Annotated in this window: 13 protein-coding genes; 10 read left to right on the forward strand and 3 right to left on the reverse strand. The window is 54.3% G+C overall.

Annotation, left to right across the window (positions count from 1 at the left end; translation table 11 throughout):
• Positions 1-426: 426 nt before the first annotated feature.
• The 6 genes from pdhR (at position 427) to yacL (ending at position 11,439) form a co-directional block, all read left to right on the forward strand.
• Positions 427-1,191 carry a pyruvate dehydrogenase complex transcriptional repressor PdhR gene (gene pdhR, locus AAIE02_RS17830; RefSeq protein WP_039290334.1) on the forward strand — a complete coding sequence of 255 codons (765 nt, stop codon included), beginning with the start codon at positions 427-429 and terminating at the stop codon, positions 1,189-1,191.
• A 145-nt stretch (positions 1,192-1,336) separates the two neighbouring features.
• On the forward strand, positions 1,337-4,000 hold the full coding sequence (aceE, locus tag AAIE02_RS17835; RefSeq protein WP_008461826.1) for a pyruvate dehydrogenase (acetyl-transferring), homodimeric type: 2,664 nt from the start codon (positions 1,337-1,339) through the stop codon (positions 3,998-4,000).
• Between the two features lie 14 nt (positions 4,001-4,014).
• A complete protein-coding gene (gene aceF, locus AAIE02_RS17840; protein ID WP_085541982.1) occupies positions 4,015-5,904 on the forward strand; it encodes a pyruvate dehydrogenase complex dihydrolipoyllysine-residue acetyltransferase in 1,890 nt (629 codons plus the stop codon).
• A 175-nt stretch (positions 5,905-6,079) separates the two neighbouring features.
• Complete coding sequence (gene lpdA, locus AAIE02_RS17845; RefSeq protein WP_008461828.1) at positions 6,080-7,504, forward strand: dihydrolipoyl dehydrogenase; 1,425 nt, start codon at positions 6,080-6,082, stop codon at positions 7,502-7,504.
• Positions 7,505-8,285: 781 nt separating this feature from the next.
• Positions 8,286-10,883, forward strand: a complete 2,598-nt coding sequence (gene acnB / locus AAIE02_RS17850) for a bifunctional aconitate hydratase 2/2-methylisocitrate dehydratase (protein ID WP_008461831.1) — start codon at positions 8,286-8,288, stop codon at positions 10,881-10,883.
• Positions 10,884-11,076: 193 nt separating this feature from the next.
• Positions 11,077-11,439 carry a protein YacL gene (gene yacL / locus AAIE02_RS17855; RefSeq protein WP_008461832.1) on the forward strand — a complete coding sequence of 121 codons (363 nt, stop codon included), beginning with the start codon at positions 11,077-11,079 and terminating at the stop codon, positions 11,437-11,439.
• 93 nt (positions 11,440-11,532) lie between these two features.
• Here yacL and AAIE02_RS17860 read toward each other — a convergent pair whose 3' ends face one another.
• Positions 11,533-11,880 (reverse strand): YacC family pilotin-like protein, encoded by a 348-nt coding sequence (locus AAIE02_RS17860; RefSeq protein ID WP_008461833.1) that lies wholly within the window; start codon positions 11,878-11,880, stop codon positions 11,533-11,535.
• A gap of 144 nt (positions 11,881-12,024) precedes the next feature.
• On the opposite strand from AAIE02_RS17860, the gene cueO reads away from it, so the two are divergent.
• Positions 12,025-13,590 (forward strand): multicopper oxidase CueO, encoded by a 1,566-nt coding sequence (gene cueO, locus AAIE02_RS17865; RefSeq protein WP_498532975.1) that lies wholly within the window; start codon positions 12,025-12,027, stop codon positions 13,588-13,590.
• A 36-nt stretch (positions 13,591-13,626) separates the two neighbouring features.
• Here the strand turns inward: cueO and AAIE02_RS17870 are convergent, their stop codons facing one another.
• Positions 13,627-16,032 carry a glucose/quinate/shikimate family membrane-bound PQQ-dependent dehydrogenase gene (locus AAIE02_RS17870; RefSeq protein ID WP_498532976.1) on the reverse strand — a complete coding sequence of 802 codons (2,406 nt, stop codon included), beginning with the start codon at positions 16,030-16,032 and terminating at the stop codon, positions 13,627-13,629.
• Between the two features lie 181 nt (positions 16,033-16,213).
• On the opposite strand from AAIE02_RS17870, the gene hpt reads away from it, so the two are divergent.
• Complete coding sequence (gene hpt / locus AAIE02_RS17875) at positions 16,214-16,750, forward strand: hypoxanthine phosphoribosyltransferase (protein WP_008461837.1); 537 nt, start codon at positions 16,214-16,216, stop codon at positions 16,748-16,750.
• Positions 16,751-16,816: 66 nt separating this feature from the next.
• On the opposite strand, the gene can is transcribed toward hpt, so the two are convergent.
• Positions 16,817-17,497 carry a carbonate dehydratase gene (can, locus tag AAIE02_RS17880; RefSeq protein ID WP_008461838.1) on the reverse strand — a complete coding sequence of 227 codons (681 nt, stop codon included), beginning with the start codon at positions 17,495-17,497 and terminating at the stop codon, positions 16,817-16,819.
• 97 nt (positions 17,498-17,594) lie between these two features.
• On the opposite strand from can, the gene AAIE02_RS17885 reads away from it, so the two are divergent.
• Together AAIE02_RS17885 and AAIE02_RS17890 are read left to right on the forward strand one after the other, a co-directional pair.
• Entirely contained in the window at positions 17,595-18,521 is a 927-nt protein-coding gene (locus AAIE02_RS17885) for an ABC transporter ATP-binding protein (RefSeq protein ID WP_008461839.1), read from the forward strand.
• Positions 18,518-19,288 carry an ABC transporter permease gene (locus tag AAIE02_RS17890; RefSeq protein ID WP_008461840.1) on the forward strand — a complete coding sequence of 257 codons (771 nt, stop codon included), beginning with the start codon at positions 18,518-18,520 and terminating at the stop codon, positions 19,286-19,288. The genes AAIE02_RS17885 and AAIE02_RS17890 overlap by 4 nt, the downstream gene beginning before the upstream one ends.
• Positions 19,289-19,396 lie beyond the last annotated feature (108 nt).

Raw genomic sequence — 19,396 nt, forward strand, 5'->3', positions numbered from 1 at the left:
GCTACCGCATCGCAAAGAATAATGTTAAGCGCAGGCCTTTGCACCTGCTTTCTGCCACTGCTCTGACGAGTTGGGCAAAAAGAAACCATTTGTAAAAAAGAGGGGAGGACAAGGTGAGTCGAGAATACTTCTTGAGCGGCCGTTTTGCGTCACAAAAATGACATACATTCACCGCGTCTTTCGGTTGTTTTTGAAAAATATATCGTTTCATAAACGTTAACTTACCGCTTTGTGGGTAAACGCGAGTTAGTGCCCAAGTTATGGTTTTGAAAATCCCTTCTTTTGTTATTGTTAAAATGTGCCTGCTTTCATGATTTCAATCAAAACCAATATGGACAGAAGGTGAATACTTTGTTACTTTTAGCCTCACGAACGTGAAATTGGTCTTACCAATTGACTCCGGGCTAATGGCAGAGATAGGGAACGATGGCCTACAGCAAAATCCGCCAACCAAAATTATCCGATGTGATAGAGCAGCAGCTGGAGTTTCTCATCCTTGAGGGCACTCTACGCCCGGGCGAAAAACTTCCACCTGAACGCGAACTGGCGAAACAATTTGATGTTTCCCGTCCTTCGCTGCGCGAGGCCATCCAGCGTCTCGAAGCCAAGGGTTTGCTGCTTCGTCGCCAGGGCGGCGGTACTTTTGTCCAGAACAGCCTTTGGCAGAGCCTGAGCGACCCGCTGGTCGAACTGCTCTCAGACCATCCCGAATCCCAGTTTGATCTGCTTGAAACCCGCCATGCGCTTGAAGGTATTGCTGCTTATTACGCGGCGCTGCGCGGAACCGAAGAAGATCTCTCGCGCATTGGTGATTGCCATATTGCCATCCAGCAGGCTCAGGAGTCCGGTGATTTAGACGCCGAAGCCGATGCCGTCATGCAGTATCAAATTGCCGTAACCGAAGCCGCGCATAATGTTGTGCTTCTTCATTTATTGCGCTGCATGGAGCCTATGCTCGAACAGAACGTTCGCCAGAATTTTGAATTGCTCTACGCGCGCCGCGAGATGTTGGCGCAAGTGAGCAGCCATCGCGCCAGCATTTTTGCGGCGATTATGGCTCGCCAGCCGGAGCAGGCGCGAGAAGCGTCGCACCGTCACCTGGCGTTTATTGAGGAAATATTGCTGGATCGCAGCCGTGAGCAGAGCCGTCGTGAGCGCTCTCTCCGTCTCCTTCAGCAACGTAAGGATTAAGCGCCAAACTTTTAGCGCGCGGCAACTAAACACAGAACCTGTCTTATTGCGTTCTTTTCTTCAGTTACCCGAATTCATTCGGGCAAGAGCGCAATGGGACAGGTTCCAGATAAATCAACGTATTAGACAGATAAGGAATACCCCCATGTCAGAACGTTTCCCAAATGACGTGGATCCGATTGAAACTCGCGACTGGCTACAGGCGATCGAATCGGTTATCCGTGAAGAAGGTGTTGAGCGTGCACAGTATCTGATCGATCAGCTGCTGTCCGAAGCCAGCAAAGGCGGTGTGAAAGTCGCTGCTTCTGCAGGTGCTCGCAACTATGTGAACACCATTGCCGTTGAAGACGAACCGGAATACCCGGGCAATCTGGATCTGGAACGCCGTATCCGTTCTGCTATCCGCTGGAACGCCATCATGACCGTTCTGCGCGCATCCAAGAAAGATCTGGAACTGGGTGGCCACATGGCATCCTTCCAGTCTTCTGCGACCGTTTACGAAGTGTGCTTCAACCACTTCTTCCGTGCAGCCAACGAGAAAGACGGCGGCGATCTGGTGTACTTCCAGGGCCACATCTCTCCGGGCATCTATGCACGTGCTTTCCTTGAAGGCCGCCTGACCGAAGAGCAGATGAACAATTTCCGTCAGGAAGTTCACGGTAAAGGTCTGTCTTCTTATCCGCACCCTAAACTGATGCCAGAATTCTGGCAGTTCCCGACCGTTTCCATGGGTCTGGGCCCAATCGGTGCGATCTACCAGGCTAAATTCCTGAAATATCTGGAACACCGTGGCCTGAAAGACACCTCTGAGCAAACCGTTTACGCCTTCCTGGGCGACGGTGAAATGGATGAGCCAGAATCTAAAGGCGCGATCACCATCGCGACCCGTGAGAAGCTGGACAACCTGTGCTTCATCATCAACTGTAACCTGCAGCGTCTGGATGGTCCGGTCACCGGTAACGGCAAGATCATCAACGAACTGGAAGGCATCTTCAGCGGTGCTGGCTGGAACGTTATCAAAGTGATGTGGGGCGGTCGTTGGGATGAGCTGCTGCGTAAAGATACCAGCGGTAAACTGATCCAACTGATGAACGAAACCGTTGACGGTGACTACCAGACCTTCAAATCCAAAGACGGTGCCTACGTTCGTGAGCACTTCTTCGGCAAATACCCTGAAACCGCAGCGCTGGTTGCAGACTGGACTGATGAGCAGATCTGGGCCCTGAACCGCGGTGGTCACGATCCGAAGAAAGTCTACGCTGCACTGAAAAAAGCGCAGGAAACCAAAGGTAAAGCGACCGTTATCCTGGCCCACACCATCAAAGGTTACGGCATGGGCGATACCGCAGAAGGTAAAAACATCGCTCACCAGGTGAAGAAAATGAACATGGACGGCGTGCGTTACATCCGCGACCGTTTCAACGTGCCAGTGACCGATGAGCAGGTAGAAAACCTGTCTTACATCACCTTCCCAGAAGGCACTGAAGAGCACAAGTACCTGCACGAACGTCGTCAGGCGCTGAAAGGCTACCTGCCTGCTCGTCAGCCTAACTTCTCCGAAAAACTGGAACTGCCTGCGCTGGAAGACTTCTCTCAGCTGCTGGAAGAGCAGAACAAAGAGATCTCCACCACCATCGCCTTCGTTCGTGCCCTGAACGTGATGCTGAAGAACCCGTCTATCAAAGACCGTCTGGTTCCAATCATCGCCGATGAAGCGCGTACCTTTGGTATGGAAGGTCTGTTCCGTCAGATCGGTATCTACAGCCCGAACGGCCAGCAGTACACCCCGCAGGACCGCGAGCAGGTTGCATACTACAAAGAAGACGAGAAAGGCCAGATTCTGCAGGAAGGGATCAACGAACTGGGTGCTGGCGCATCCTGGCTGGCGGCTGCGACGTCTTACAGCACCAACAACCTGCCGATGATTCCGTTCTACATCTACTACTCGATGTTCGGTTTCCAGCGTATCGGTGACCTGTGCTGGCAGGCTGGCGACCAACAGGCTCGCGGCTTCCTGGTCGGCGGGACTTCCGGTCGTACTACGCTGAACGGTGAAGGTCTGCAGCACGAAGATGGCCACAGCCACATTCAGTCTCTGACTATTCCTAACTGTATCTCTTACGATCCGTCTTACGCGTACGAAGTGGCTGTCATCATGCACGACGGTCTGACCCGTATGTACGGTGAAGCACAAGAGAACATTTATTACTACATCACCACCCTGAACGAAAACTACCACATGCCGGCTATGCCAGCAGGCGCCGAGGAAGGTATCCGTAAAGGTATCTACAAACTCGAAACCGTTGCAGGTAGCAAAGGTAAAGTTCAGCTGCTGGGCTCCGGTTCTATCCTGCGTCACGTGCGTGAAGCAGCACAGATCCTGGCGAACGACTACGGCGTGGGCTCTGACGTGTACAGCGTAACCTCCTTCACCGAACTGGCTCGTGATGGCCAGGATTGTGAGCGCTGGAACATGCTGCACCCAATGGAAACTCCGCGCGTACCTTACATCGCTCAGGTGATGAACGACGCTCCGGCGGTTGCTTCTACTGACTATATGAAACTGTTCGCTGAGCAGGTTCGTACTTACGTACCAGCTGATGATTATCGCGTACTGGGCACCGACGGCTTCGGTCGTTCTGACAGCCGCGAAAACCTGCGTCACCACTTCGAAGTTGATGCTTCTTACGTGGTCGTAGCAGCCCTGGGCGAACTGGCTAAACGTGGCGAAATCGATAAGAAAGTGGTTGCTGACGCAATTACTAAATTCAACATCGATGCAGAAAAAGTTAACCCGCGTCTGGCGTAAGAGGTAAAGAGACAATGGCTATCGAAATCAAAGTACCAGACATCGGCGCTGATGAAGTTGAAATCACCGAGATTCTGGTCAAAGTTGGCGACAAAGTTGAAGCTGAACAGTCGCTGATCACTGTAGAAGGCGATAAAGCCTCTATGGAAGTTCCGTCTCCACAGGCTGGCGTCGTGAAAGAGATCAAAGTCTCTGTCGGCGACAAAACCGAGACCGGCAAACTGATCATGATTTTCGATTCCGCCGAAGGTGCAGCAGCCGCTGCACCTGCTAAGGCAGAAGAGAAGAAAGAAGCCGCTCCGGCCGCAGCACCTGCTGCCGCGAGCGCAAAAGACGTTAACGTGCCAGACATCGGCGGTGACGAAGTAGAAGTTACCGAGATCATGGTGAAAGTGGGCGACACCGTTGCCGCTGAACAGTCTCTGATCACCGTAGAAGGCGACAAAGCTTCTATGGAAGTCCCTGCGCCGTTCGCGGGCGTGGTGAAAGAGATCAAAATCAGCACCGGCGACAAAGTGTCTACCGGCTCTCTGATCATGGTCTTCGAAGTGGCGGGTGCCGCACCTGCTGCCGCTCCAGCACAGGCTGCTGCTCCGGCTGCTGCCGCAGCACCTGCGGCTTCCGGCTCTAAAGAAGTTAACGTCCCGGACATCGGCGGTGATGAAGTTGAAGTCACTGAAGTGATGGTGAAAGTGGGCGACAAAGTTGCCGCTGAGCAGTCACTGATCACCGTAGAAGGCGACAAAGCTTCCATGGAAGTGCCTGCACCATTCGCCGGTACCGTGAAAGAAATCAAAATCAGCACCGGCGACAAAGTGTCCACCGGCTCCCTGATCATGGTCTTCGAAGTAGAAGGCGCTGCACCTGCTGCGGCTCCAACTGCTGCTGCACCAGCTCCAGCCGCTGCGGCACCAGCCCCGGCAGCCAAAGCCGCTGCACCTGCTGCTAAAGCAGAAGGTAAATCTGAATTCGCTGAAAACGACGCGTACGTTCATGCGACTCCGCTGATCCGCCGTCTGGCTCGCGAGTTCGGTGTTAACCTGGCGAAAGTGAAAGGCACCGGCCGTAAAGGTCGTATCCTGCGTGAAGACGTTCAGGCTTACGTGAAAGACGCTGTTAAACGCGCTGAAGCAGCTCCGGCTGCGACCGGCGGTGGTCTGCCAGGCATGCTGCCATGGCCGAAAGTTGACTTCAGCAAGTTCGGCGAAATCGAAGAAGTGGAAATGGGCCGCATCCAGAAAATCTCTGGTGCTAACCTGAGCCGTAACTGGGTGATGATCCCGCACGTTACCCACTTCGACAAAACCGATATCACCGATCTGGAAGCGTTCCGTAAGCAGCAGAACGACGAAGCCGCTAAGCGTAAGCTGGACGTGAAGTTCACTCCTGTAGTGTTCATCATGAAAGCCGTTGCGGCCGCGCTGGAGCAGATGCCTCGCTTCAACAGCTCCCTGTCCGAAGATGGCCAGAAGCTGACGCTGAAAAAATACATCAACATCGGTGTGGCGGTTGATACCCCGAATGGTCTGGTTGTTCCAGTCTTCAAAGACGTGAACAAGAAGAGCATCACTGAGCTGTCTCGCGAACTGATGGCTATCTCCAAGAAAGCTCGCGACGGCAAGCTGACCGCTGGCGAAATGCAGGGCGGCTGCTTCACCATCTCCAGCCTGGGCGGTATCGGGACTACTCACTTCGCGCCGATCGTTAACGCGCCAGAAGTGGCTATCCTGGGTGTCTCCAAGTCTGCGATGGAGCCAGTCTGGAACGGTAAAGAGTTCACGCCGCGTCTGATGATGCCGATGTCTCTTTCCTTCGACCACCGCGTCATCGACGGCGCTGATGGAGCTCGCTTCATCACCATCATCAACAACATGTTGTCTGATATTCGCCGCCTGGTGATGTAATTGAAAGGCCGGCCAATCGGCCGGCTTTTTTCTGGTAATCTCATGGTGTTTGTGAGGTTATTGGCGAAAGCGACAATTCGTGAGCCGTTTGTTGTTTCAAAATTGTTAACAATTTTGTAAACTGCGGGCGGATAGAACGACCCGGTGGACGACGGGTATAAATTAAGAGGTCATGATGAGCACAGAAATCAAAACTCAGGTCGTAGTACTTGGGGCAGGCCCGGCAGGTTACTCCGCAGCATTCCGCGCCGCGGATTTAGGTCTGGAAACCGTCATCGTAGAGCGTTACAGCACCCTTGGTGGTGTTTGTCTGAACGTCGGCTGTATCCCTTCTAAAGCGCTGCTGCACGTTGCTAAAGTTATCGAAGAAGCAAAAGCACTGGCCGAACACGGCATCGTTTTCGGTGAGCCGAAAACCGATATCGACAAAATTCGTACCTGGAAAGAGAAAGTTATCACTCAGCTGACCGGCGGCCTGGCGGGTATGGCCAAAGGCCGTAAAGTGAAAGTGGTAAACGGTCTGGGTAAATTCACCGGGGCTAACACCCTGGAAGTGGAAGGCGAAAACGGTAAAACCGTGATCAACTTCGACAACGCTATCATCGCGGCGGGTTCCCGTCCGATCGAGCTGCCGTTCATTCCTCATGAAGATCCACGCGTGTGGGATTCCACGGATGCGCTGGAGCTGAAATCCGTACCTAAACGCCTGCTGGTAATGGGCGGCGGTATCATCGGCCTGGAAATGGGCACCGTATACCATGCGCTGGGTTCAGACATTGACGTGGTTGAAATGTTCGACCAGGTTATCCCTGCCGCAGACAAAGACATCGTTAAAGTCTTCACCAAGCGCATCAGCAAGAAATTCAACCTGATGCTGGAAACCAAAGTGACTGCCGTTGAAGCGAAAGAAGACGGCATCTATGTTTCCATGGAAGGCAAAAAAGCCCCTGCAGAACCACAGCGTTACGACGCGGTTCTGGTGGCTATCGGCCGCGTGCCTAACGGTAAAAACCTCGATGCAGGCAAAGCCGGCGTTGAAGTTGACGACCGTGGCTTTATCCGCGTTGACAAACAGCTGCGCACCAACGTGCCACACATCTTTGCTATCGGCGACATCGTCGGTCAGCCAATGCTGGCACACAAAGGTGTTCATGAAGGCCACGTTGCCGCAGAAGTTATCGCCGGGATGAAGCACTACTTCGATCCGAAAGTGATCCCATCTATCGCTTACACCGAGCCAGAAGTTGCATGGGTTGGTCTGACTGAGAAAGAAGCGAAAGAGAAAGGCATCAGCTACGAAACCGCCACCTTCCCGTGGGCTGCTTCTGGCCGTGCTATCGCTTCCGATTGCGCAGACGGTATGACCAAGCTTATTTTCGACAAAGAGACTCACCGCGTTATCGGTGGGGCGATTGTCGGGACCAACGGCGGCGAGCTGCTGGGCGAAATCGGTCTGGCTATCGAGATGGGTTGTGACGCAGAAGACATCGCGCTCACCATCCACGCTCACCCGACGCTGCACGAATCCGTTGGCCTGGCGGCTGAAGTCTTCGAAGGCAGCATCACCGACCTGCCAAACGCGAAAGCGAAGAAAAAGTAACTTTCAGCGTCTGATAAAGCGGCCCTTTGGGGCCGTTTTTTTTGCCCGTAAAAGGCCGCCCTTGCGAGCGGCCAGTAGCTTAATTGCCCAGGTTCAAAACGAACTGAACGGTAATGTCTGAAATATTCCAGCCACCCTGGCTCAGCGAAAGCAGTGAACCTAACAACAGAAGCAGCGCGTACAGCAAACGCATTTCCATTGCGTGTATACCCTTTGGGCTACGGCGATTCCTTCTTCACCGGGAAAGGCAGAATCAGGCAAGTGTACAGGACTTACCACGTAGAGCGGTTAAACTGCTCCCGAACCCGATGACTGGCTGCTACACCAGCGAAGCAGGCCATCGTCGAATGTAGGGTAAAAGAGGGGGATCGGATATGGAGATTTTAAGCTTGCAGTGGCTTACATCCTCTTTTAGATGTCAGCTCGCAAAATGAGCAATATGCCTTGCAACCATATACTGATAAGGGCATTATCGTCCTCGTACTGGGCTTGCCACAAAACATTTCCTTTCATCGTGTGCTACCACTTTGTCAGGGCAAACGAACCGCCGAAAGGCGGTTTTTTTGTGTCTGAGGGTCATATCAAAAAGTAATCTATTCCCCCTTAACGATTCAGCAACGTTTTAATGTTGCTTTTTTGTAAACAGATTAACACCCCCTGAAAATCCTGCTATGCTGCCCGACGCGGTACCGGGCATTTACCCTACAAACTGCTGTCTCACAGGAGCGTGAAGAGAGAGATCCGGTGTCGCCAAATGACAATGAGAGCGAGGAGAACCGTCGTGCTAGAAGAATACCGTAAGCACGTAGCTGAACGTGCCGCAGAAGGGATTGTTCCAAAACCCTTAGATGCCACCCAAATGGCCGCACTGGTTGAGCTGCTGAAAACCCCACCAGCAGGTGAAGAAGCATTCCTGTTAGATCTGATTACTAACCGTGTACCGCCGGGCGTTGATGAAGCCGCCTACGTGAAAGCCGGTTTCCTTGCTGCCATTGCCAAAGGCGATGCCACTTCCCCGCTGATCTCCCCTGAAAAAGCCGTTGAACTGCTGGGCACCATGCAGGGTGGCTACAACATTCATCCGCTGATTGACGCGCTGGATAACGAAAAGCTGGCGCCGATTGCCGCCAAAGCGCTGTCCCATACGCTGCTGATGTTTGATAACTTCTACGATGTAGAAGAGAAAGCCAAAGCGGGCAACACCTACGCTCAGCAAGTGCTGAAGTCCTGGTCCGAAGCCGAGTGGTTCCTGTCTCGCCCTAAACTGGCCGAGAAAATCACCGTTACCGTCTTTAAAGTCACCGGTGAAACCAACACCGATGACCTGTCCCCGGCCCCGGACGCATGGTCCCGCCCGGACATCCCGCTGCACGCCCTGGCGATGCTGAAAAACGCCCGCGAAGGCATTGAGCCGGATCAGGCTGGCGTAATTGGCCCTATCAAACAGATCGAAGCGCTGCAGAAGAAAGGTTTCCCTCTGGCCTACGTGGGCGACGTTGTAGGCACCGGTTCTTCCCGTAAATCTGCCACTAACTCCGTGCTGTGGTTCATGGGTGACGATATTCCGAACGTGCCGAACAAGCGCGGCGGCGGCGTTGTGCTGGGCGGCAAAATCGCCCCCATCTTCTTCAACACCATGGAAGATGCTGGCGCACTGCCGATCGAAGTTGACGTTAACGATCTGAATATGGGCGATGTGATCGACATTTACCCGTACAAAGGCGAAGTGCGTAACCACGAAACCAATGCGGTGATCGCTAACTTTGAACTGAAAACTGACGTGCTGCTGGACGAAGTTCGCGCCGGCGGCCGTATTCCGCTGATCATCGGCCGTGGCCTGACCACCAAAGCGCGCGAAGCACTGAGCCTGCCGCATAGCGACGTATTTGTTCAGGCGAAAGACGTTGCCGCTAGCACCCGCGGTTACTCGCTGGCGCAGAAAATGGTTGGCCGCGCCTGTGGGGTGGAAGGTATTCGCCCTGGCGCTTACTGCGAACCGAAAATGACTTCCGTAGGTTCCCAGGACACCACCGGGCCGATGACCCGTGATGAGCTGAAAGACCTTGCCTGCCTTGGTTTCTCTGCGGATCTGGTGATGCAGTCCTTCTGTCACACCGCGGCCTATCCTAAGCCGGTGGACGTGACAACGCACCACACGCTGCCTGACTTCATCATGAACCGTGGCGGCGTGTCTCTGCGCCCGGGCGATGGCGTTATTCACTCATGGCTGAACCGCATGCTGCTGCCGGATACCGTTGGCACCGGCGGTGATTCCCATACCCGTTTCCCAATCGGGATTTCCTTCCCGGCAGGTTCTGGTCTGGTGGCGTTTGCCGCGGCGACCGGTGTTATGCCGCTGGATATGCCTGAGTCCGTGCTGGTTCGCTTTAAAGGCGAAATGCAGCCTGGCATCACTCTGCGTGACCTGGTACATGCGATCCCGCTGTACGCGATCAAACAGGGCCTGCTGACCGTGGAGAAGAAAGGCAAGAAAAACATCTTCTCTGGCCGTATCCTGGAAATCGAAGGTCTGCCGACGCTGAAAGTTGAGCAGGCGTTTGAGCTGACCGATGCTTCCGCAGAGCGTTCTGCCGCAGGGTGCACCATTAAACTGGATCGCGAGCCGATCGAAGAGTACCTGAATTCCAACATCGTGCTGCTGAAGTGGATGATTGCCGAAGGTTACGGTGACCGTCGTACGCTTGAGCGCCGTATTCAGGGCATGGAAAAATGGCTGGCAGATCCGCAGTTGATGGAAGCCGACGCTGATGCAGAATATGCGGCAGTGATCGACATCGATCTGAACGATATCAAAGAGCCAATCCTCTGTGCGCCAAACGACCCGGACGATGCTCGTCTGCTGTCCGACGTGGCCGGGGAGAAGATCGACGAAGTGTTTATCGGTTCCTGCATGACCAACATCGGTCACTTCCGTGCGGCGGGTAAACTGCTGGACAGCCACAAAGGTCAGCTGCCAACTCGCCTGTGGGTGGCGCCGCCAACCCGTATGGACGCGGCTCAGCTGACGGAAGAAGGCTATTACAGCGTGTTCGGTAAGAGCGGGGCTCGTATCGAAATTCCAGGCTGCTCCCTGTGCATGGGTAACCAGGCTCGTGTGGCAGATGGCGCGACGGTCGTGTCGACTTCAACCCGTAACTTCCCGAACCGTTTGGGAACCGGCGCAAATGTCTTCCTGGCGTCTGCTGAGCTGGCGGCCGTGGCTTCCCTGTTGGGTAAACTGCCAACTCCTGACGAATATCAGACCTTCATGACTCAGGTTGATAAAACGGCGGTAGACACTTACCGTTACCTGAACTTTGACCAGCTGTCTCAGTACACCGAGAAAGCGGACGGCGTCATCTTCCAGACCGCCGTTTAAAGGCTAAATACCCTCACTCTGTGCTCTTTCTCCCTGTGGGAGAGGGCCGGGGTGAGGGCGCCAGACCACTCTGCGTTTCTCCTTTTTATTTCTCGTCCTTCTACTCGCCACGCTGTTTTCCCCTGACTTTGCTGCGATAATTAAGCCTATAGGCGTGGGTGAGGATTTCCCCCGCGATGTAGAGGAAACAGCGATGGACTATGAATTTCTGCGTGACATCACCGGTATGGTGAAGGTGCGTATGTCAATGGGGCACGAGGTTGTCGGCCACTGGTTTAATGAGGAAGTGAAGGGTAACCTGGCGCTTCTGGATGAAGTCGAGCAGGCCGTGCTTTCCGTGAAAGGCAGCGAGCGGCAGTGGCAGCGTGCCGGGCACGAATATACGCTGTGGCTGGACGAGGAAGAGGTCATCGTTCGCGCTAACCAGCTGGAAATCTCCGGGGATGAGATGGAAGAGGGAATGAGCTACTACGACGAAGAGAGCCTCTCTTTTTGCGGCGTAGAGGACTTCCTGCAGGTGGTACACGCTTACCGGGAATTCCTGCAGCAGCGTTAACGCGCTGGGGCCGATACCGCCGCCACATTGTTTGGTCTAAGAGCCAATGACCGTGGTTTCACGGTCATTATTTCAGGCCAGGCGGGGAAAGCGTTATTTAACGTAGGCCAGCAGGCTTAAGGAATCGCGCGCCAGAGATTTGCATTTTGTTGCCGTGGGGATGGCAATACCGCTCAAATCTTTGTAGCTGTCTTCACCTAATGCTTTCATGTTCCAGCTATCGTAGTTGCTGAGATCCCATTGATTTTGTTGGGCAAAAAAGACCAGCGCGCGTCGGATCTGGCCGTTAGGGAGGTTTTGGTAGCCACAATCATTTTTTAAGAACACAAATACCGCAGTCAGATCGGCCATATCTTCTGCTTCAGACTCACTCAGCGCCAGGCTGCTGGTAGAAAAAGCCAGCAAAATGCCCAGTAATAACGCCCTAACTCCCATCTTCATCACGTCTACCACTTTTTCTCAGATACGAAACGTTAACACAGTTAAATGGGCGTCGACGATATTTATTATGAGCTTAAAACTTGACCTTACCGTTAGGGAAAGGTTTATGCTCGCCGACAAGTATGCCAACTAAAGGAACTGACTATGCATCGCCGTAATTTTCTAAAATATACCGCGGCGCTGGGGGCTTTCAGCGCGCTGCCACTCTGGAGCCGTGCCGCGCTGGCGGCCGATCGTCCGGCGTTGCCTATCCCACCTTTGCTTGCCCCGGATGCCAAAAATAGCATTCGCCTCACCGTAAACGCAGGAAAGAGCGTTTTTGCCGGGAAATCTGCCACGACCTGGGGCTATAACGGTGCTTTGCTTGGCCCGGCGTTAAAGCTAACGCAAGGGGAAGCGGTCACGGTCGATATCCATAATAACCTGGCAGAAGAAACCACGCTGCACTGGCATGGGCTTGAGGTCGGCGGCGAAGTCGATGGCGGCCCGCAGGGCGTTATCGCCGCCGGTGCAAAACGCAGCGTCACCTTTACGCCGCAACAGCGTGCGGCGACCTGTTGGTTCCACCCGCATCAGCATGGTAAAACCGGGCATCAGGTGGCCATGGGGCTTGGTGGCCTCGTATTGATTGAAGATAACGAAAGTGCCCAACTGATGCTGCCGAAGCAGTGGGGCATCGATGATATTCCGCTGATTATCCAGGATAAACGTTTCGGTAAGGACGGAGAAATTGACTACCAGCTGGACGTCATGAGCGCGGCCGTAGGCTGGTTTGGCGACACGCTGCTATGCAACGGCGCCGTTTATCCCCAGCACACCAATCCGCGCGGCTGGCTGCGACTGCGTTTGCTTAACGGCTGTAATGCCCGCTCGTTGAACATTGCTGCCAGCGACAATCGCCCGCTCTATGTCATCGCCAGCGACGGCGGACTGCTGGCCGAGCCAGTCAAAGTCACGGAGCTGGAAATTCTGATGGGGGAACGGTTCGAGGTGCTGGTCGATACCCGTGACGGCAAGCCTTTTGATATTGTCACCCTGCCGGTGAAGCAAATGGGCATGACCGTGGCACCTTTCGACAAACCTGCTCCGGTGGTTCGCATTCAGCCGCTGATTATCGCAGCCTCTGGCACGTTGCCGGACAAACTGGTCAACGTGCCTGCGCTCCCGTCGCTGGAAGGCGCAACTGAACGCTGGCTGCAACTGATGATGGATCCGATGCTCGACATGATGGGCATGCAGGCGATGGCAGGCATGTCGATGGACGGCCACGGTGATATGGGCGGTATGAGCCATGGCAGCATGAAGAACATGGACCACGGCAGCATGGGGAAGATGAATCACGGCGGTATGAGCCACGGCTTTGATTTCCACAATGCCAACAAAATCAACGGCAAAGCTTTCGATATGGCAACCCCGGCGTTTGCTGCACAAAAAGGGAAATACGAGAAGTGGACGATATCCGGGGAAGGCGACATGATGCTGCACCCGTTCCATATTCACGGTACTCAGTTCCGTATCCTGTCCGAAAACGGCAAACCGGTGGCGGCGCATCGTCAGGGCTGGAAAGACACGGTGAAGGTGGAAGGTGCGCGCAGCGAAGTGCTGGTGAAGTTCGATCATGCTGCACCAAAGGAAGCGGCCTATATGGCGCACTGCCATCTGCTGGAGCATGAAGATACCGGAATGATGCTTGGTTTTACCGTCGCATAAAAGAAAGAGCGGGTGGCCTGAGCCACCCGCAATGTTTTATTTTGCGTCGTCCGGCAGAGCGTACGCCACAATATAATCCCCCATCTTCGTGCCGAAGGAACCATGGCCACCTGCGGAAATCACCACATACTGCTTACCGTTCACTTCATACGTCATCGGCGTAGCCTGTCCACCGGCTGGCAGACGCGCTTCCCACAGCTGTTTCCCGTCACGCATATCAAACGCGCGCAGGTAGTTATCTGCGGTAGCACCAATGAACATCACGTTACCGGCGGTGGAGATTGGGCCACCCAGCATTGGCATCCCCATGCGGAATTTCATTGGAATACCGGTTGGGAACGGCATGCTGTCTTCCACGGTACCAATACGTTTCTTCCACACGATTTCGTTGGTTTTCAGGTCAACGCCAGAGATGTAGCCCCAGGCCGGCTGTTTACACGGCAGGCCGAACGGCGACAGGAACGGGTTCAGCGTGACGCCATACGGCACGCCGTACTGCGGCTGAACGCCGGATTCAGTGCCTGAGCCTTTCGCATCTTTTGGTGGTTCCATTGGGTTACCCGGCCCGCGTGGAATCAGCTTAGACACGAACGGCAGCGCCATTGGGTTGGTCATCGCGACCTGATTATTTGGGTCAACGGAGATCCCGCCCCACTCGAACATGCCCAGGTTGCCCGGGAACACCAGCGTCCCCTTTTCGGAAGGCGGGGTAAAGATGCCTTCATAGCGCATGCTGTGGAACATCACGCGGCAGACCAACTGATCGAACATGGTCGCGCCCCACATATCCGCCCCGCTCAGATCTTTCTTCGGACGGAAGGTCAGCTCGGAGAATGGCTGGGTAGGGGAAACATGGTCGCCTTTGGCGGCACCCTGCGGAACAGGCTGCTCCGGGGCTGGTACCACTAATTTACCGTCGCGGCGGTCCAGAACAAAAATGTTGCCAGTTTTAGCCGGAGCGTACACCACCGGCACTTTGTTGCCGTTTTTGTCGGTGATATCCGCCAGCGTTGGCTGGGCAGGCATGTCCATATCCCACAGGTCGTGGTGGACGGTCTGATAGGACCAGGCCAGCTTACCGGTGGTGGCATTCAGCGCCACGATGCTGCTGGCGTAGCGTTCCTGCTCAGGCGTGCGGTTGCCGCCCCAGATGTCCGGCGTGGTCACGCCCATCGGCAGGTAAACCAGATCCAGCTTTGCATCATATGCCGCCGGAGCCCACGAGTTCGGCGAGTTCAGCGTGTAATGATGCTCGTCATCCGGGATAGCGTTTGGATCTTTCGCGCCTGGGTCAAACGCCCACAGCAGTTTACCGGTATTAACGTCAAAACCACGGATAACGCCGGAAGGCTCACGGGTAGAGAAGTTGTCGGTCACTGCCCCGGCAATCACAATCACCTTGTCGGTCACGATAGGCGGTGAAGTCGGCTCGTACATACCTGGCGTAGTCACCGGCTGGTTGGTCTGCAGGTTCAGAATACCTTTGTTCGCAAAGCTCTCACACAGCTTGCCGGTATCAGCGTTGAGCGCGAACAGGCGGCCATCGTTCACCGGCAGAAGGATGCGGCGAGGACAGTCGGCCACTACATCCGCAGGGGCGTTATCCGCGGTGGCTTCGTGGTAAGAAACGCCACGGCAGGTCACGTGCTGGAACGAAGGGTCGGTATTTAACTGAGGATCAAACTTCCACTTTTCTTTCCCGGTGGCGGCATCCAGTGCGAACAGCTGCTGGTGGGCAGTACACAGGTAAAGCATATCGCGGATTTTGATCGGGGTGACTTCGTTGGTGATTTCACCCGGGTCGGTAGCACGCTTCACGTCGCCGGTCTGGAAGCGCCAGGCTTCCTTCAACTGGCCCACGTTCTGCGTGGTGATCTGCTTGAGCGGAGAGAAACGCTGCCCTTCCTGATTGCGGCCATAAGCTGGCCAGTCGGCATCAGGAATGGAAGACTCAGCGGTAGCTGCGGCATTATCCAGATTCAGCGTGCCGTTGATCTCTTGCGGGTCGTTAAAGCCCGCCCAGACCAGCACAACGGCGGTAATCAGCAGGGAAACCACCAGCGATGCTGCCGCGCCGCTTGCTGGAATCACCAGGCGGCGATACACAAACGGCAGCAGAAGCCAGACGCCGAAGAACACCAGCACGTCGCAGCGCGGCGTCAGCGCCCAGAAGTCGAAGCCGACTTCCCAGACGCCCCAGGCCATCGTACACAGCAGCAGGGCCGCGTAGAGCCAAAGCGCGGAGGCTTTGCTCTTCCACAGCAGCCAGGCGACACCGAGCATCACCAGGCCGGCGATCGGGTAATACCACGACCCGCCTATAGCCACTAACCATATCCCGCCAAAGAGTAAATAGAGCCCGCAAAGTACAGCAAAGAGGGCCGAGAGGGTCACAAATAGTTGCGATCCGGTTTTATTTGTTTTCACAATTATCACACTCATAAAGTTTTGATAGCATTTAATTATAGTTATTAACAAGTGTGATGGTTGTCACATTTATGGCTTTTTTTTGAAGTGGGGATGTGAAGGCGATTTGCTGGTATACTCCACGCCTCACTATTTTGTGTTGGCTGCAGGTGAACCAGCATTAAATGATTTGTTTTTAAATCATATGGTTAGAGATATGAAACATACTGTTGAAGTGATGATCCCGGAAGCGGAGATCAAAGCCCGTGTCGCTGAACTGGGTCGTCAAATCACCGAACACTATCGCGACAGCGGCAGTGACATGGTGCTGGTGGGTCTGCTGCGTGGTTCATTTATGTTTATGGCGGATCTGTGCCGTGAAGTTCAGGTTTCCCATGAAGTCGATTTTATGACCGCTTCAAGCTACGGCAGCGGCATGTCCACCACTCGCGACGTGAAGATCCTGAAAGATCTGGACGAAGATATCCGTGGGAAAGATGTGCTGATCGTGGAAGATATCATCGACTCCGGCAACACCCTGAGTAAAGTGCGCGAGATCCTGAGCCTGCGTGAACCAAAATCTCTGGCCATTTGTACGCTACTGGACAAACCGACTCGCCGCGAAGTGAATGTTAACGTTGAATACGTTGGCTTCTCTATCCCAGACGAATTCGTCGTTGGCTACGGCATCGACTATGCCCAGCGCTATCGCCACCTGCCGTTCGTTGGCAAAGTGGTGATGCTGGACGAGTAATCAATCGTCGTAAGCAAACAAAAAAGGGCCTTAAAAGGCCCTTTTTGCTATCCACATTTCACGGAATTATTGCGAAGCTGCGCGATTCCGGTGGCTATGGTGGGTATTCTTCAGGTTGGCTATGCCGCTGCGGTAGCCCTGCTCGAGTGACTCGCGGCTGGTGGCCGTCACTTCAAGGTCGCGCAGGCGCCCGTCGTGAATACCGTAGACCCAGCCGTGAACCGTTACTTTCTGGCCGCGTTTCCAGGCAGACTGCATGATGGTGGAATGGCCGATGTTGTATACCTGCTCCATGACGTTCAATTCGCAGAGCGTGTCCATCCGCTGTTCCGGTGCCAGTTCCCCTAAGAGCGAACTATGCTTGAACCACAGGTCGCGAATGTGCAGCAGCCAGTTGTTAATTAGGCCCAGCTCCGGATTTTCTACCGCAGCCTGAACGCCGCCGCAGCCGTAGTGACCGCAGATAATAATGTGCTCAACTTCAAGGACATCTACAGCGTACTGCACAACGGAAAGGCAATTCAGATCGGTATGAACAACGAGGTTTGCCACGTTACGGTGAACAAAGAGTTCGCCTGGCTCCAGGCCGGTAAGTCGTTCGGCGGGAACACGGCTGTCGGAGCAGCCAATCCAGAGAAAGCGAGGTTTTTGTGCCTGGGCAAGTCTTTCGAAGAAACCGGGGTCTTCCTCAACCAGCATTTTTGACCAAAGTTCATTATTGCTGATAAGGGAATCAATGTCTTTCATGTGAGGTTAACGCCTGTCACCCGAGAAGTGCGATGGGGTAATATAGGGTAACTCAACGAATTTTCAAACAAGTACCGAATAAGGTAAGCGAATATCCATGACAATTGCATTGGAACTGGAACAGTTAACGAAAACCTATCCCGGTGGCGTCCAGGCGCTACGTGGCATAGATCTTCGCGTTGAAGCGGGTGATTTCTATGCGCTGCTCGGCCCTAACGGTGCGGGAAAATCCACCACTATCGGCATTATCAGTTCGTTGGTGAATAAAACCTCCGGCCGCGTGCGGGTGTTTGGCTACGATCTGCAAAAAGACGTGGTCAACGCCAAACGCCAGCTTGGCCTGGTTCCCCAGGAATTCAACTTCAACCCGTTTGAAACGGTGCAGCAGATCGTCGTGCACCAGGCTGGCTACTACGGCGTTGAGCGCAGCGAAGCGATAGCACGCAGCGAAAAGTATTTAAAACAGCTCGATCTGTGGGAAAAACGCAACGAACGTGCGCGGATGTTATCGGGAGGGATGAAGCGTCGCCTGATGATTGCCCGTGCGTTAATGCACGAACCTAAGCTGCTGATTCTGGACGAGCCTACTGCCGGCGTAGACATCGAGCTGCGCCGCTCTATGTGGGGCTTCCTGAAAGATCTCAACGACAAAGGCACTACCATTATTCTGACTACTCACTATCTGGAAGAAGCCGAAATGCTGTGCCGCAACATCGGCATTATCCAGCGTGGTGAATTGGTAGAGAACACCTCGATGAAATCGCTGCTTTCCAAGCTCAAATCAGAAACCTTCATCCTGGATCTGGCCCCTAAAAGTCCACTGCCTAAGCTCGACGGTTACCAGTATCGGCTGGTGGACACGTCCACGCTGGAAGTTGAAGTTTTGCGTGAACAGGGGATTAACAGCGTGTTCAGCCAGCTAAGCGCGCAGGGGATTCAGGTACAGAGTATGCGTAACAAAGCTAACCGTCTCGAAGAGTTGTTCGTGACGCTGGTAAACGGTAAACAAGGGGATCAGGCATGATGCAGCTGTACTGGGTGGCGCTGAAAAGCATCTGGACCAAAGAAGTTCACCGCTTCGCCCGTATCTGGATCCAGACCCTGGTTCCGCCGGTCATCACCATGACCCTGTATTTCATTATCTTTGGTAACCTGATTGGCTCGCGTATCGGCGAAATGCACGGCTTCACCTATATGCAGTTCATCGTGCCGGGCCTGATCATGATGGCGGTGATCACCAACGCTTACGCCAACGTCGCTTCCTCATTCTTCAGCGCGAAGTTCCAGCGCAATATCGAAGAGCTGCTGGTGGCACCGGTACCCACGCACGTGATCATCGCGGGCTATGTTGGTGGCGGCGTCGCGCGCGGTCTGTGCGTGGGGATCCTGGTCACGGCGGTGTCGCTGTTCTTCGTCCCGTTCCAGGTGCATTCCTGGCTGTTCGTGGCGTTGACGCTTGTACTGACGGCTATTCTGTTCTCGCTGGCCGGTCTGCTGAACGCCGTCTTTGCCAAAACGTTCGATGATATCAGTCTGATCCCGACCTTCGTGCTGACGCCGCTGACCTATCTGGGCGGGGTGTTTTACTCCCTGACCCTGCTGCCTCCGTTCTGGCAGGCGCTCTCGCACCTGAACCCCATCGTCTACATGATTAGCGGCTTCCGTTTTGGTTTCCTGGGCATTACCGATGTGCCATTGGTGACCACCGTCGGTGTGCTGGCAATCTTTATCGTCGTGTTTTACTTGTTGTGCTGGTATCTCATCCAGCGCGGTCGCGGGCTCCGGACCTAATAGTTCCTGATTAAATCCCCCTCTTTAGGGGGATTTTTTTACGCCAAATTGATACGCATCAGGCTACTTATTCAGCGTTCTGGCACACTGTCGCTCCATAAACAGGAG

It is taken from the genome of Cedecea sp. Ae19-4 (genome assembly GCF_059801165.1).

Coding starts and splice junctions, on each gene's coding strand:
- pdhR (WP_039290334.1), top strand. CDS start 427: ATGGCCTACAGCAAAATCCGCCAACCAAAATTATCCGATGTGATAGAG.
- aceE (WP_008461826.1), top strand. CDS start 1,337: ATGTCAGAACGTTTCCCAAATGACGTGGATCCGATTGAAACTCGCGAC.
- aceF (WP_085541982.1), top strand. CDS start 4,015: ATGGCTATCGAAATCAAAGTACCAGACATCGGCGCTGATGAAGTTGAA.
- lpdA (WP_008461828.1), top strand. CDS start 6,080: ATGAGCACAGAAATCAAAACTCAGGTCGTAGTACTTGGGGCAGGCCCG.
- yacL (WP_008461832.1), top strand. CDS start 11,077: ATGGACTATGAATTTCTGCGTGACATCACCGGTATGGTGAAGGTGCGT.
- AAIE02_RS17860 (WP_008461833.1), bottom strand. CDS start 11,880: ATGAAGATGGGAGTTAGGGCGTTATTACTGGGCATTTTGCTGGCTTTT.
- cueO (WP_498532975.1), top strand. CDS start 12,025: ATGCATCGCCGTAATTTTCTAAAATATACCGCGGCGCTGGGGGCTTTC.
- AAIE02_RS17870 (WP_498532976.1), bottom strand. CDS start 16,032: ATGAGTGTGATAATTGTGAAAACAAATAAAACCGGATCGCAACTATTT.
- hpt (WP_008461837.1), top strand. CDS start 16,214: ATGAAACATACTGTTGAAGTGATGATCCCGGAAGCGGAGATCAAAGCC.
- can (WP_008461838.1), bottom strand. CDS start 17,497: ATGAAAGACATTGATTCCCTTATCAGCAATAATGAACTTTGGTCAAAA.
- AAIE02_RS17885 (WP_008461839.1), top strand. CDS start 17,595: ATGACAATTGCATTGGAACTGGAACAGTTAACGAAAACCTATCCCGGT.
- AAIE02_RS17890 (WP_008461840.1), top strand. CDS start 18,518: ATGATGCAGCTGTACTGGGTGGCGCTGAAAAGCATCTGGACCAAAGAA.